Origin of the sequence: Pseudomonas sp. CCI1.1, assembly GCF_034348165.1 — a bacterium.
GTDB lineage: Bacteria > Pseudomonadota > Gammaproteobacteria > Pseudomonadales > Pseudomonadaceae > Aquipseudomonas > Aquipseudomonas paracarnis.
Genome location: NZ_CP133780.1, coordinates 2,440,555 through 2,454,162 on the forward strand (window position 1 = coordinate 2,440,555; position 13,608 = coordinate 2,454,162).

A 13,608-nucleotide genomic window follows, 5' to 3' on the forward strand; every position below is an offset into this window, starting at 1 on the left:
CGATGACTGTCACCGGTACCGGCTTCAAATCGTGCACAGCCCTTTACCGAAGTCAGTGGCATCAGAACTCGGCCAAGGCGCAAAACCACTCTTCGGCGTCAGATTCACGATGTTCCGGTCCTTGAGCATCGGGTACTTGCGCTTGAGCGCCTGCACCGTGTCCTCGGCATTGTTCACGTTTGACAGGCAAAAGCGCAGGGCATCGACGCGCAGATCACCGATATAGAGAGTTTCCCCGGCCTTCACCGAGAAAACCGCAGGCACCGGGCGCGGCATCGACTTACCCGCGTAATACACGTAATGCCACTGCGTGTACTCATACTCACCGGGTGGCACTTCATACATGAAGTAATGGCCCAGCACAGAGGGTGATGGCTGATCATCTTCATTGCCCAGCGTCGTCAGCCGTAATACGGTGCCGGGGGCTCCCTGTTGCTTGATCTCAACCACCAGCCCATGGGGCTGCATCATCGGAAAGCTCTCACCAACCGAACCCACGATGATCGCCTTACTTGGGTCCGGAGCGTGCTTGCCGTCGTAGCGTGACGTAGCGCACCCGGACAGAAGAGACACGCAGAGCGCGACCGCGCCCCAGACGAGATATTTACTGCTGACTTTCCCTAGCATTGGTTTTTTTCCGATCAGTAATCTTGCAGTTCGTAGAGCCCACCCGAACGAACCAAACGTTCGCACATCTGGTGCTTCGTTGCTGGCTCGTCGGCCTCTATTGTCCAGCTACCCGCACCTTGATAACAACCCACTCCTGTAGGAGCGAGCTTGCTCGCGAAAAACCCAAACGATCACGCAGCGCCTGAAGGCAAAATCCGATTCCCCTGCCGCACCTTGCTCCATTGCCTACGCCTGCGTCAGAATCCGCCGGCTTGTGCGCTGAGGTGGCCGTCTCTAAGGTGGCTCGGTCGCTGAATTGTTCAGTGATTCGGGTTTAGTAGCCTGAGCTTGGGTATCTATTAGTGCATGAGTTTCATCAATCAGACAGTGCGTCTGTGCTTGATGGTGGCTGTGCGTAGGGCGTCTTCGGGCGCGCCGGCTTTAGATATCCACCGGTCTACTAACCTGCGTACAGCTGCCACCCACTGTTTAGTAGCGGAAAGGTGGTGGCATCACTCAGGATGTCTACTCATGCCAAAAGCAGATTCAACAACGCTCTTCACCGTCGCCCCCAACACCAGCAACGAAACCCTCATCACCAACAGCTACGAAACCTTCACCAGCGTCAGCACCCTGCTGCTCGACCTGTCCGAAGACCTCAACGGCAAACACCGCGACATCGCCCTCGCCATACACCAACTGAGCGAACTGGGCGTACTCCTCACCGCCAGACTCCTCGACCGTGAAGCGCCTTGCCCTGGCTGATGATTAGCTCTTCGACTCATTAAACCGATGACTCGCCGCGTCGTTGTAGGCCACATACAACGACTCGGCGAGTTGGCGCTTGATGGCATTGGGGGATTCCAGCCTCGTTACAAAATCCTCTGCTTTGAGTGCCTTGCCGCCGACGCGGTTGAGTCATTCATGAAACGAAGACGGGTGGACCTGACAACAAGAGCGGTGACCGCTTTCGGCCACGAGCAATTCATCGCGATCAGAAAGGTTTGACGACAGCGCGTCGCTCTCCCACCCTGTTTTGCCACCTATTTCTTCGCTAGGCTAACTTATGTCATTCGCAACTGTAGTGCTGCTCGACTCCTGGCCACAGCCAAGTACGTCGCCCGAACCCGTCGTGTTTGTCACGGACACTCAGCTATGTTTACGGTATTGCACCGCTGGGGAAGAAATAGCTGTAATCCATTTTCCGCTAGTTAAAAAAATTCAGTTCGGGTCACCAAACGACGAGGCTTTGGGCGGCCACCCGCTTATTGGACTTGGTCTAAAGCACTACCAAATTCATCGAATAGATAATTCCCCTTGGCTAGCAGAGCTTGAGCAGAGAAACGCCATTCATCCGCGACATGATAAACAGCGATTTCTAAAAGATGCCATCCATTATGTCTTTACATTTCAGGACTCTACTCTGGAATGCATCGTAATTGAGGGGCAATTCTGGCATCCGAAAGTACAAGTCTTTGCGTCGGAGCAGAAGGCAAGGGAAGTCTGGCGGGAACTGATAAATGACGTGGGCGCATGATCTCACTAGCCACGAGCGGATGACCGCTTTGGAGTGAAAAGGGCAAAGATTTATTTTTTTGTCTAAAAATAACCCCCTCGCCTTTCCCCAATCGGTCGACTGACTAGAGTGGGGCAGTTACGCTGACGTTTTCTGCATGACTGGAAAGCGCATGTACCAAGGAAGCTGCTTATGCACAGCCGTCACTTACGAGCTATCCGCAACGCCGAAAGCAGTGAGCCATTGCCATTGCAGCCAGTGCCGCAAAGGTCACGGGGCCGCATTCGCTTCTTACGGCAGTGTTCCTCGTGACGCACTACGGGTACTTTCCGGCACCACCAGCATCAGAACCTATGCATCCTCAGAAAACGTGTTACGCGAATTTTGCTCGCATTGTGGCTCGACATTGTTCTGGTCACGGACTCAAGGCGACTTTGCCGACTGGGTTTCGATAGCCTTGGGCACGCTCGACACATCCTTCATACCTGAAAAGCAAAAACACGTTCATGTCGACTCCGCAGTGCACTGGTACACGCCATCCGAAATATAGAGCCAGGGTGGCTGTCACTCCTGTAGGAGCGAACTTGAACTCGCGAAAACCCCAAACGATCACGCAGCGACTGAAGGCAAAATCCGATTCCCCTGCCGCACCTTGCTCCATTGCCTACGCCTGCGTCAGAATCCGCCGGCTTGTGCGCTGAGGTGGCCGTCTCTAAGGTGGCTCGGTCGCTGAATTGTTCAGTGATCGGGTTTAGTAGCCCACCTTAGACCTAACAAGTGCACACGCTTCATCCATCAGACGTTCGCGTCTGTGCTTGATGGTGGCTGTGCGTAGGGCGTCCTCGGACGCGCCGGTTTTTGTTAGGTTCCACCGGTCTACTAACCTGCGTACAGCTACCGCCCTTATTGTTTAGTAGCGATGGGGAAGTGGCCCAAGCAAGGAACTTAACCATGGTTAACGATTCAACCACCCTCTTCACCGTCGCCCCCAACGCCAGCAACGAAACCCTCATCACCAACACCTACGAAACCTTCACCAGCGTCAGCACCCTGCTGCTCGACCTGTCCGAAGACCTCAACGGCAAACACCGCGACATCGCCCTCGCCATACACCAACTGAGCGAACTGGGCGTACTCCTCACCGCCAGACTCCTGGACCGCGAAGCGCCCTGCCCTGGCTGATGATTAGCCCTTCAACTTGCTAGCCCGATAAACCGCCGCGTCGTCGTGAGCCACCTACAGCGACTCGGCGGTTGGGTTTGATGGGTAGGTCGACTGACTAGAGCGGGACGGTTACGCTGACGTTTTCGCATGACGGGAAAAGCGAATGACAACGGTGTATCAGGGAAGCTGCTTATGCGCAGCCGTCACTTACGAGCTATCCGCCACGCCCAAATCAGTGAGCCACTGCCATTGCCGCCAGTGCCGCAAAAGTCACGGGGCCGCATTCGCTTCTTACGGCAGTGTTCCCCGTAACGCACTACGCCTACTTTCCGGCGCCAACAGCATCAAAACCTATGCATCCTCAGAGGCAGTGTTGCGCGAATTTTGCACGCACTGCAGCTCGGCATTGTTCTGGTCGCGGTCTCAAGGGGAATTCGCCGACTGGGTGTCGATAGCGCTGGGCACGCTCGATACGCCCTTCATAGCTGAAAAGCAAAAACACGTTCATCTCGACTCCGCAGTCCACTGGTGCAGCTACCCGCCTCAGAAACCGCCAAGCTGCATGATATGAGTCGCCTGGGCATCATCTGTTCGCTTGAAGCCACAGCGCTCATAAAAGGCGCTTCCTTCAGCCGTATCCGTGAAAAGACGCACGACCTGAAACCTGAAAGCGGCACGTTCAACAAGCGCCTTTACCAGCGCCTGCCCGACATGTTGCCCCCTTGCCGACGCTGCGACGTACACCCGCCGCAGTCTGGCCACATTATTGTCAGCATAGGGATCAACTGAAACACCTCCGATGCCTATCAGTTGCCGATTCAAATAGGCCGCCATCAGACACTCGCCGGGTGCATCAAAGCGGTTTGCTCCAGAGTGCCACTCGTTAATCAGACGAGTGAGAAACCTGAAACCCTCGCCAACGGCTTCCTTTTCAAGCACTTGTATCTGGCGCGGAAGGTGGGTGATCCGTTGAACCTCATATCGTTTCATCCATCCCAGCCTCCAATATGAAACTCGTACAATGCTAACAATTTCGTTTGAGGTGATGAACACTGCAAGGTGACTCCTGTAGGAGCGAGCTTGCTCGCGAAAACCCCAAACGATCACGCAGCGCCTGAAGGCAAAATCCGATTCCCCTGCCGCACCTTGCTCCATTGCCTACGCCTGCGTCAGAATCCGCCGGCTTGTGCGCTGGAGTGGCCGTCTCTAAGGTGGCTCGGTCGCTGAATTGTTCAGTGATCGGGTTTAGTAGCCCACCTTTAGACCTAACAAGTGCACAAGCTTCCTTCATCAGACGTTCCCGTCTGTGCTTGATGGTGGCTGTGCGCAGGGCGTCCTCGGACGCGCCGGTTTTGTTAGGTTCCACCGGTCTACTAACCTGCGTACAGCTACCGCCCTATTGTTTAGTAGCGATGGGAAGTGGCCCAAGCAAGGAACTTAACCATGGTTAACGATTCAAGCACGCTCTATACCGTAGCTCCCAACGCCAGCAACGAAACCCTCATCACCAACAGCTACGAAACCTTCACCAGCGTCAGCACGCTGCTGCTCGACCTGTCCGAAGACCTCAACGGTAAACACCGCGACATCGCCCTCGCCATACACCAACTGAGCGAACTGGGCGTACTCCTCACCGCCAGACTCCTCGACCGCGAAGCGCCCTGCCCTGGGTGATGATCAGTTCGTCAACTTAGGCTGATGACTCGCCGCGTTGTCGTAAGCCACATACAAGGACTCGGCGAATTGGGGCTTTATGGACTGCAGCCTCGGCCCCCCCCTGCTTTGCCTGCGTTGTCCCCGACGCGGTAGGGTTCTTCGTGGAAAGAATCGCCGGATTGGTCTCGATAAGATTGGCTGTGTGAGCGCTTCTTCGGTAGAGCGGCCAACGGGCATTACAGTGCATTGTGACGAAGATGGGTGGACCTCAAGACGATAGCGATGACCGCTTTCAGCCTGAAGCGGCCGCTCAGCACAGATCAATCATCAGCCGAAAGCAGATCCTAGTGAACAACAATAGTCAGCAATCCATAGAAAAAGTGTAGTGAAGGGGCGTATAGCCTTCGGTCGTAGGGAGATTAGGATCGGCCCAGCCACAGCATCGATCGGCCCCCAAAACTGTATTAAGCCTCAGAGACCGGGACGTAACGATGTTTTTCTTTGTTATCTCGATTATGCTTGCTGACACCTTGATTCGACATGGAATGATTTAAGTCATGGCTGACCCAATTTTGAGTGTCCTGCAACAGGCGCTAGCAAGCGGATCTCATTCATCCGCGCTCAATCCTTTAGGTTTGCTAGGAGCCCTCTCACTCCCCGAAGCAATCTCAAGACTTTCGCTTAACTCCACCACTTTCCTCTCAAGCGTACTTGAGAGAGTATGCGTAACTATGATTATGGGGACTTATGCTTGCTTCGCAATAACTGAAAAACACACTCTGAATAACGCAAAATATTTAATCGCAAAAAAGGCAGACTTCAATTGACCACTCAAAATATATCTGTGACTTTGATCACCCAAGGGGAACATAAATTTTATTCGGGCACCATGGAGATTGATATAATCGCCGCTACTTGCTCGACCAATCCTCGTGAAGATGATCCGCAAAAAGGTTTCCAAAGAACTCTTGACGAAAAACGAGCTTTATCAATTGCCGAATACATTAAAGTTGGCGGAACAATACCATCAAGCATAATTCTGTCAGCACAACCTGATTCCGGCTTAACTTATAACTCCAAAAATAAAACCATTTCTTTCAATGACACCCATGGTTCCTTTTTGATACTGGACGGACAGCATCGAGTCTACGGGTTCAGAAAATTAATGAATGAGGGCGTCAAATACCGTGTTCCAGTAATTATTTATAATGATCTCAGCCCCACACAAGAGGCTAGAATATTTATTGATATAAATACGCTCCAGCGACCAGTACCTAAAGAGCTTCTTTTGGATATTAAGCGTTTGGCTCAGCGTGAGTCCACTGACGAGCGTATGCTTGATGAGCTTTTCACTAACTTTGAGGTTGAGTCAGACAGCTATTTGTTCAACAAGCTGAGTCGCATTGACAAGAAAAAAGGAAAGCTATCAAAAGTCACATTTTACGACTCGATGAAGCCATTACTTAAAGAATTTAATATTTCAAATACTGATCGACTGTACAAGATCATAAATTCATTTTTTATTGCAGCTAATGACGTAGCCGAGGCCGATCAATTTAATCTTGCCGAGGTTATTACAAAGGCTACATTGTTTAAAATTTTGGTTGCTCATTCACGAGCTGTGATAACAATGATCTCGGATAATAACCCAGAAGACATAGATAAGATCAGCGAACACAAAAAATATCTCAGAAGATCTTTGCCGGGCTCATTTCAAGAAATTTCCGATTCAAAGACTTATCTGAAGTCTGTTGAAGTCCTAGATAGGAAGCTTCTACGTCGCAATATTACTATCTGATGGAAATCAATAAACTAATACGCTTATTTACTCCCTTGGCCGTAGAGGGAGTATGGGCCGTCAAGCGCAATTCGCACGAGCGCCTTGTCGAAAAATTGAATGATCTAGAATTTGTGGTAAAAAGTCTAACAAAAACCGAAAAAACATTAATCATAGAGCTGCAAATTTTAGATGATGCACTTCTATATAGATTGCTTGCGGGCGAGGCAAACAAGTTTCTTCTGGCCTCAAGGTTGACATATAACCGTTCTGCACAAGATCAAATAGAAAATGCTTCTTGGCAAGCTGTTGAGCACTATTACGCCGCTTATTATGCAGTGCATTATTTATTGCGGGTTACTGGTGTAAGCGTGACCAACCTGGATGACAGCGGCGCAAGAATCATCGAGTCCAGTAGTTTAGGCGCCCTCGCACCAAACACGGTATCATCGGGGCTTTATTTGATGAACTATGATAAAAGCTCAAAGATACTAACATTAAAAAAAGAACTAAAAAAAGCGGGGGGAGGATCGCATCAGCAGCTTTGGAGCTTGTGGGAAAGGCTAGTGGAAAAGTTAGATTTTGGTACTAACCAAGATCCTGTTGAGTATACGGGTGTGTCGGTTGCGCTTGCGGCACACAAAAGCTTTCTCGTGAAATCGACAGCCAAATACAACCCTCCCGACATAAGGGGGGACATAAATTATCAGTTCAAAGGTGGGTCTTGGAAGTTCGAGAATAATGCAAAAAATGTAGTAGGGAGATTGCAGCGCGCAATATCAAGCATGCAGATTTCTGCACCAACCAATACCGCAACCCCAGAAGGATTGGTTTCTCACAACAACTTCATTATTGAGTTTGCAAAGCTGGTATTTATTCACTCATCGAAGAACTATCCACGCGGGATTGCTCATTCTCTGGCAAACCAATATGCAGATTATCTAGTTTGATGCGGAAAAGGTTGATTTCGGCTCCCAGTATTTTGAGATCGCATTATGAATTTTTTCGTATTTTCTGGAAGTCGCCATATCCCCACAGAAGGGGACATTTCTTAGAAATAAATCCGTCCCCTTTTCCCTAAACTTATGAAGGTCTTTTCGGTCTCCGTTGAATAATGACCATCACAATGCAGCCGATACGGTGACTACGAAATGGCTGTGGTGAGGTTCCTCCCATGTGAGCGCAATGGCAAGCGTAAGCCTTACAGAAAATGCAAAGGATGGGTATTCGGAAACCATCCGCCTTCACTATAGACCGTTTCAGGCCATTTATTATCAGCTTAACCACTCAGTCCTTTGGTGCTTAACGGTCTAGGGCGGTCTCAGATCTGTCCTAATTGCCCCCTAAGCAGTACCAACGCTCACCTGGAACGCAATCTTTCAAAGTCTGCTTATGGTCGATTCCGTTGAAAAGGTAGGCTTTCCTAAAACACTCAAATATAGATGGATGAAAACACCTCTATTGCACGCTGCTACGTGAAATCTAAGTCCTGATCCATCTGCCCAAAATTCAGATTTCAATCTCAGGTGCGTACTTTTCTGCTTTGGAATTCGAATCCGACCTTTAAAATCGGCCAATTGCGGTCGTTCAGATATGTCTTGAAATGTCGAGGCAACTCGGGTCAAAAACCGTAAATAAATATCAAGCGAAAGCCATTTGCACGTATGATCATAGTGAAAATGGAATCACGGTCACGTCCCGTGATAGGGCATCAAGGGTGAAGGAGAAGGCTGATGGATCTTGCTAGCTGGATCTCAATATTTATGGCTGTGATTGCTGTGGCTACTGCGATTGTCACTTACGCTGTTTTTCGCTCCGCAACAGATCCGACGGTGATTGTCTATGCGCAGCCGGATCTTCAAAGGCAATCTCTAGTGAACCTTATTGTTGAAAACATCGGCAGAGGTGCAGCCCACGGCGTATTTTTTACACCCAGCCGGCCCTTACCACAAAATGCTTTTTCCATCCCTGTACCAGAAAAAATGCCCGACCAAATGCAATCCGGACCAATCGCTAACGGAATACCCTTTTTAGCACCTGGTCAGCGGCTTTCAATTTCATGGGGGCAGTATGGCGGACTATATAAATATTTAGGTGATGAACCAATTCGCATTGATACTTTTTGCTACAGAGCCCGTTCTAGCGGACTGTTTTCAAAGAGGCTTCAATCAAGCTCAACTCTTGATATAAGGATGTTCGAAACTTCTGAGTCGACTGAGCACGGCTATGGACCGAATCTCGTAAAAGAACTAAAGTTTTTAAATGCAACCTTAAAATCCATTGATAAGCAACTTAAAAAACCGTTGGATGATTTGGCTGCTCAGCCAGATCTGGACGCCTCTCAAACCATCAACAATAGCTGATAATTAATTAGCCTATTGATAAATTGATCGAGGTTGGTTGAGGCTGAGTGCCAGGTTAAATACTCCTTTCCGACGAGTGCTTTTGGTCGCCCTCTGCTCTTTGCAACAGGCAGCCAGAATTACTCGTTGACCCGCAACAAAAAAAGACGAACAAGCGAGGCTTAATCAAACGTGCGATTTAATTAGCCATCTAACCCAGCCATAATACTCTTGATGCTGCGGCGTAAATTTGATCGAGTATTTTTTTTGCCACTCATCAACATCCATTTCTCGAAGCTCCTCCCTTATCGTTTTGTCAGTTTGATGAGAGTACAGATATATTTGTCCTTCACCTGGAGGGAATAGTAGGACATCCACATTCGGTGCGTTATCTGAACAATACTCATATGTAATATCCGCCATGGATGGAAAGCTTCTTATTAGCCTATCCGATGCAGAATAAAACAAGTCGACCACATCAATAAAGTCTTGCACCACAGTCGCATCAGGAACTACGTAATCATGCTCCACCGCATTCCTAATACTATTAAGCTTATTTAATATCATCCCACCTACAACTCCGCACTCCCTAAGAAAAGCAATTCTTTTAGGGAATGAGATCTGACCTTTTGTTATTATTGACTTAATACCGAGGGCGTCAGACAGTAGTTCGGACTGTAAATGCAAAGATCGTTTAGCATTTGAAATAGCATTTGCTAAGCTGCGTAAACCATCCATCTCGCTGAGATCACGCTTGGCAAAATATAAATATCGTTCAGGAGAAATTACCCCATCAAACTCTATAGTTTCCGAAGAGGATGAGACCCATCTCATTCCGTGATATTTTTCGATAGAGACCATACAGATCACCTTAAACGCAGCTAATTTAATGTCTGAAGATTAACCTACAACTACTGCTTATTGAATTGTTGCGATTTTTTAGATTGCAAGAGGCCTCTTCTGGCCAATTTCTGCCGTTCGTGAAGGACAGCAATCGGCCAACCTGATACCCAGAGTTAAACCACCGGTATCCGGTACACAACCGAATCATATTTCTCCGCCATCCGCCTCTCGATGACCACTCCCCCCAAAGCTTCGGCAATACGTCGACTCGCACGATTCTGCGTCGCAACAGGATAGATGAAGTGCTTTGCCGCCACCCACTGGCTAGCCCACTGAACAACCGCCCGCACCGCTTCACCACCAAACCCCACCCCATGTTTATCTTCACGGATCCAGATACCCAACTCCGGTGTTTCACTGCCGGTATGGTGCAACCCAACCAAGCCGGCAAAACGAGCACCTACCCGCTCCCTGACCGTGAACACGATGTCGCTGCCATCCGCTATCGCAGGCAGCCACTGCCCCCAGACTTGCGCGTACTCTTCCAGTGAGGCAGGCGGTTCCCAGGACATGTAGCGAGTCAGAGACAGTGAGATACAAGAGAAAGACTCAACAGCGTCCTGCTCGCAGAAGGGCTCGATGCTCAGGCGTTGCGAGAGAATGCGGATTGCGTGGGTGTCCACTGGCATGGCCATTTCCTTCCTGGGGTCCGTTACTCCATGTACGCCGTGAACATACCATGCGAGTCGCTTCATCAGTATCAGGCTCTCTATACTGAGCCCCCAGGATGGAAGTTGGAGCACCCAATATGCCCGTCGCACCCAATCAAAATTCCCCCATCACTTTGGCCCCAGTTCAACAAAGCGACTTGGATAACCTGGTAGCCATTCGAATCGAGGCCATGCGCGAAAGCCTGGAGCGTGTTGGGCGATTTGATCCAGCCCGTGCGCGGGAGCGGTTTCTTGGCGGCTTTGAAGCTCGCGACACACGCTATATCGAGGCGTCTGGAGAGAGGGTGGGTTTCGTAGTGGTGAAACGTCACCACCATGAACTCTTGCTCGACCACTTGTATGTCAGGCCGAGCGCGCAAGGGTCAGGGGTAGGGTCTGCTGTTCTCTCTCAGATTTTCAAAGAGGCGGATGCGGCTGCGCTGCCTATCAAAGTAGGGGCTCTCAAAGAAAGCGCTTCAAATCGCTTTTATACACGCCATGGCTTCCAGTTCATCGAAAGCAGTGAATTCGACAATTATTATGTTCGTCAGCCTATTCCAGTGATTGGCGCTCATTCCGGAACCATGGGCTGACTGGTACTAGCCCTTCAGTTCACCAGCCCGATTGCTCGCCGCGTCGTCATACGCCACATACAACGACTCTGCGATTTGGCTTTTGATCGCCTTGGTGGCCTCCAAACCCAACACAAAACCCTCGGCTTTACCGCCGGCTCGGTTGAGTTCTTCATGGGTGGAGGCGCCAGTAATAGCGTCAAGCAGCTTGGCGGCGTGGGGGCCGACGCCTTTGGGGAGGGAGATCTGGTCGATGGACATTATCGCTACCTTGAAAAATGGAGTTCGGGAGCGAGTGGAACCACTGCCGGGGCTGGCATGGTAGACCTGTTTGCCATGAAAGGGGTCGCTTTACGCGCAGCGGCGCTATTCTTTGCGGCTACGCAGTGAGTGGGGCCATTGGTAAATCTGGAGGGGCTTATGGAGTATTGCGTTGAGGGCTACTGCCTTCGGCCATTGGCATGTGACGATTTCGAGAGGGTCAGCCGTTACGAACGCGTCAATCGCAAGCATCTGCAACCCTGGGAGCCGCTCAGGGACGAGGAATACTTCACCACGGGCAACGCCAAGGCCAGGGTCGAGCAGCAGGTCAACAATATGCAGGCTGACAACGCTCTGTGTTTCCTCTTGCTTGCCGAAAGCGGAGAGGTTCTAGCGCGGTGTAACTACACGAACATTGTGAGGGGCGTTTTTCAGGCCTGTCATCTCGGCTTTTCGTTGGCGGAATCTGCCCAAGGTCGCGGCTTGATGAATAAAACGCTTCAGGTCACTAACCGACACTGTTTTGAGCAGTTGGGTCTTCACCGGATCATGGCCAATCATTTGCCCCGCAATGTGCGGAGTGAACGCCTTCTGGAGTCGCTGGGGTTTGAGAAGGAGGGACATGCGCGAGCCTATCTAAAAATCGCTGGCGTTTGGGAGGACCATACGTTGAGATCGTTGATCAACCCTGAACAATAAGCGCCCCACCCCACTCAGGAAAAAGCTGATGTCTACCGAGCCCCTCTGCCTGGTTTTCGTGCCCGCCCTGGCCGCCTTGCTGACCGCCGCCGAATCGAAAAAAGGCACCCCTCTCAGCGAAGTCGAAGTGTGCAATATCCGCGACCAGGCCACTTGCATTGCGGTAACCTTCTCCACCGCGTTGGCGATGGAACAAGAACGGGGTTACCCGGATATCGTTGCCGAGGATTGCTGGAATGAGTGGCAACGGTTGCGTCCTTCGCTTCAATAGCGCCCGCTCTGATCAGCATAGGTATCTACACAACTCTGTAGCGCTCAACGGTAACCACGATGCGAAGCGAGCCGCTGTTGATCTTGATCTTGATCTGCTTTTGATCTCAGGCGCCCCGTTAAACCACGCTGGCCGAACGCAGGCTTGAATTCGTGGGTAACCCGGCAGGACGCCGGGTTAGCCGCCCCGCGCCATGGATGGCGCGTGGCGGCGGCCCACGGATTCAAGACTGTGTTCGGGCACACCGAGCCTAGGCGAGGTGCCGAGTGGTGGGGCAAGAGCGCTTTGCTTACTTTCGCGCTTTTCGAAAGTGAGCCGCCGTCAGGGCGGAACCCTAAGTGGCCGTTACCGCAGGAATGGATATGTACTCGGTACAGCTGTGTCGCCTATAAGGCCGCCTTCGCGAGCAAGCCCGCTCCCACAGTTTGATTGCGGGGTGTCAGGTAGATTGGCGTCGGCTGGCAGGCCGCCATCGCAGGCAAGCCAGCTCCCACAGTTGGATCGCTGAGTGTCAGGTAGATTGGCGTGGGCTGGCAGGCCGTCATCGCAGGCAAGCCAGCTCCCACAGTTGGATCGTGGGGGGTCAGGTAGATTGGCGTCGGCTGGCAGGCCGTCTTCGCAGCGATGCGGCGACCCGACAAGCCAGCTCCCACATTTGGATTTCGGAGCGTCAGATGGATATGCGCCGGCTGTCAGGCCGTCACGGGAGCAAGCTGCCTTGCCACAGATTTAGCGTCGTGCCGAAGTTGTGTAGATAGCTATGCTCTGATCAGCGCCCCAACCCACTCCCAGGATTCACGGACTTCCTTTATGCCCCCGGCCTCACGCGACCACGCCCGTATCGAACGCCGCCTCATCGCAGCCCTGACCGACGCCTGCGAGATCGCAAAGGCCGAAATCCCGGGCTTCGACTGGTTGACCCACACCGTCGACTACCGCGCCTTCCCCCAAAGCCTGCGGGTGATCTGGGTGTTCGACAGCGTCGCGAGCAAGGCTCACGCCCTCGCGACCGGCGCGGACGCCCGTATGCGCGAGCTGACTACCGCCGCGCTGGATGACGCTGACGTGCACGTCCCGAACAGCGCCCGCTGCGTCAGTTTCGACTCCGAAGAGGAATGCCACCTTCGGCATGGCGGCGATTGGCGTCGGCGGCTGGCTACTCTCCGGGCGATCTGAATCGTGCCACGG

At 51.6% G+C, this 13,608-nt stretch carries 18 protein-coding genes; 13 read left to right on the forward strand and 5 right to left on the reverse strand.

All coding sequences use genetic code 11. The features are described 5' to 3' along the window. Positions 1 to 24 precede the first annotated feature (24 nt). On the reverse strand, positions 25 to 627 hold the full coding sequence (locus RHM69_RS10785) for a hypothetical protein (protein ID WP_137270625.1): 603 nt from the start codon (positions 625 to 627) through the stop codon (positions 25 to 27). A 513-nt stretch (positions 628 to 1,140) separates the two neighbouring features. Between RHM69_RS10785 and RHM69_RS10790 the strand changes: the two genes are divergently transcribed. The 5 genes from RHM69_RS10790 (at position 1,141) to RHM69_RS10810 (ending at position 3,860) form a co-directional block, all read left to right on the forward strand. Then, positions 1,141 to 1,374, forward strand: coding sequence for a DUF6124 family protein (locus RHM69_RS10790; protein ID WP_072433770.1), 234 nt, complete (start codon positions 1,141 to 1,143; stop codon positions 1,372 to 1,374). Between the two features lie 301 nt (positions 1,375 to 1,675). After that, entirely contained in the window at positions 1,676 to 2,146 is a 471-nt protein-coding gene (locus RHM69_RS10795) for a hypothetical protein (RefSeq protein ID WP_032874212.1), read from the forward strand. Positions 2,147 to 2,297: 151 nt separating this feature from the next. Continuing rightward, positions 2,298 to 2,675 carry a GFA family protein gene (locus RHM69_RS10800; protein WP_395605300.1) on the forward strand — a complete coding sequence of 126 codons (378 nt, stop codon included), beginning with the start codon at positions 2,298 to 2,300 and terminating at the stop codon, positions 2,673 to 2,675. 401 nt (positions 2,676 to 3,076) lie between these two features. Beyond that, positions 3,077 to 3,307, forward strand: coding sequence for a DUF6124 family protein (locus RHM69_RS10805; RefSeq protein ID WP_106111508.1), 231 nt, complete (start codon positions 3,077 to 3,079; stop codon positions 3,305 to 3,307). 145 nt (positions 3,308 to 3,452) lie between these two features. Further along, positions 3,453 to 3,860: a GFA family protein gene (locus RHM69_RS10810; protein ID WP_200601335.1), complete on the forward strand. Its 408-nt coding sequence runs from the start codon at positions 3,453 to 3,455 to the stop codon at positions 3,858 to 3,860. On the opposite strand, the gene RHM69_RS10815 is transcribed toward RHM69_RS10810, so the two are convergent. Beyond that, the gene (locus RHM69_RS10815; RefSeq protein ID WP_200601337.1) at positions 3,833 to 4,279 is read right to left on the reverse strand and encodes a GNAT family N-acetyltransferase; all 447 of its coding nucleotides are present in this window, start codon (positions 4,277 to 4,279) and stop codon (positions 3,833 to 3,835) included. The two genes, RHM69_RS10810 and RHM69_RS10815, sit on opposite strands and share 28 nt — an antisense overlap. 453 nt (positions 4,280 to 4,732) lie before the next feature. Here RHM69_RS10815 and RHM69_RS10820 point away from each other — a divergent pair, with 453 nt between their 5' ends. The 4 genes from RHM69_RS10820 to RHM69_RS10835 all read left to right on the forward strand — a co-directional run bounded on the left by RHM69_RS10820 (position 4,733) and on the right by RHM69_RS10835 (position 9,085). Further along, positions 4,733 to 4,963, forward strand: coding sequence for a DUF6124 family protein (locus RHM69_RS10820; protein ID WP_200601334.1), 231 nt, complete (start codon positions 4,733 to 4,735; stop codon positions 4,961 to 4,963). A gap of 805 nt (positions 4,964 to 5,768) precedes the next feature. After that, on the forward strand, positions 5,769 to 6,743 hold the full coding sequence (locus tag RHM69_RS10825; RefSeq protein WP_234451948.1) for a DGQHR domain-containing protein: 975 nt from the start codon (positions 5,769 to 5,771) through the stop codon (positions 6,741 to 6,743). Further along, positions 6,743 to 7,672 carry a hypothetical protein gene (locus tag RHM69_RS10830; protein ID WP_200601333.1) on the forward strand — a complete coding sequence of 310 codons (930 nt, stop codon included), beginning with the start codon at positions 6,743 to 6,745 and terminating at the stop codon, positions 7,670 to 7,672. The genes RHM69_RS10825 and RHM69_RS10830 overlap by 1 nt, the downstream gene beginning before the upstream one ends. Before the next feature lie 783 nt (positions 7,673 to 8,455). Then, entirely contained in the window at positions 8,456 to 9,085 is a 630-nt protein-coding gene (locus RHM69_RS10835) for a hypothetical protein (protein ID WP_200645800.1), read from the forward strand. A 165-nt stretch (positions 9,086 to 9,250) separates the two neighbouring features. On the opposite strand, the gene RHM69_RS10840 is transcribed toward RHM69_RS10835, so the two are convergent. Continuing rightward, positions 9,251 to 9,925 (reverse strand): hypothetical protein, encoded by a 675-nt coding sequence (locus tag RHM69_RS10840; RefSeq protein WP_200601072.1) that lies wholly within the window; start codon positions 9,923 to 9,925, stop codon positions 9,251 to 9,253. Positions 9,926 to 10,080: 155 nt separating this feature from the next. Beyond that, the gene (locus RHM69_RS10845) at positions 10,081 to 10,596 is read right to left on the reverse strand and encodes a GNAT family N-acetyltransferase (protein ID WP_200601071.1); all 516 of its coding nucleotides are present in this window, start codon (positions 10,594 to 10,596) and stop codon (positions 10,081 to 10,083) included. Positions 10,597 to 10,715: 119 nt separating this feature from the next. Between RHM69_RS10845 and RHM69_RS10850 the strand changes: the two genes are divergently transcribed. Continuing rightward, positions 10,716 to 11,210 (forward strand): GNAT family N-acetyltransferase, encoded by a 495-nt coding sequence (locus RHM69_RS10850; protein ID WP_200601069.1) that lies wholly within the window; start codon positions 10,716 to 10,718, stop codon positions 11,208 to 11,210. A 6-nt stretch (positions 11,211 to 11,216) separates the two neighbouring features. On the opposite strand, the gene RHM69_RS10855 is transcribed toward RHM69_RS10850, so the two are convergent. After that, on the reverse strand, positions 11,217 to 11,450 hold the full coding sequence (locus tag RHM69_RS10855) for a hypothetical protein (protein ID WP_003192651.1): 234 nt from the start codon (positions 11,448 to 11,450) through the stop codon (positions 11,217 to 11,219). A 159-nt stretch (positions 11,451 to 11,609) separates the two neighbouring features. Here RHM69_RS10855 and RHM69_RS10860 point away from each other — a divergent pair, with 159 nt between their 5' ends. From RHM69_RS10860 to RHM69_RS10870, 3 genes are all read left to right on the forward strand, one after another. Next, positions 11,610 to 12,149, forward strand: a complete 540-nt coding sequence (locus RHM69_RS10860; RefSeq protein ID WP_200601067.1) for a GNAT family N-acetyltransferase — start codon at positions 11,610 to 11,612, stop codon at positions 12,147 to 12,149. A 28-nt stretch (positions 12,150 to 12,177) separates the two neighbouring features. Further along, complete coding sequence (locus tag RHM69_RS10865) at positions 12,178 to 12,420, forward strand: hypothetical protein (protein ID WP_014719193.1); 243 nt, start codon at positions 12,178 to 12,180, stop codon at positions 12,418 to 12,420. A gap of 810 nt (positions 12,421 to 13,230) precedes the next feature. After that, complete coding sequence (locus tag RHM69_RS10870; RefSeq protein WP_168224164.1) at positions 13,231 to 13,596, forward strand: hypothetical protein; 366 nt, start codon at positions 13,231 to 13,233, stop codon at positions 13,594 to 13,596. The last annotated feature ends 12 nt before the right edge of the window (positions 13,597 to 13,608 follow it).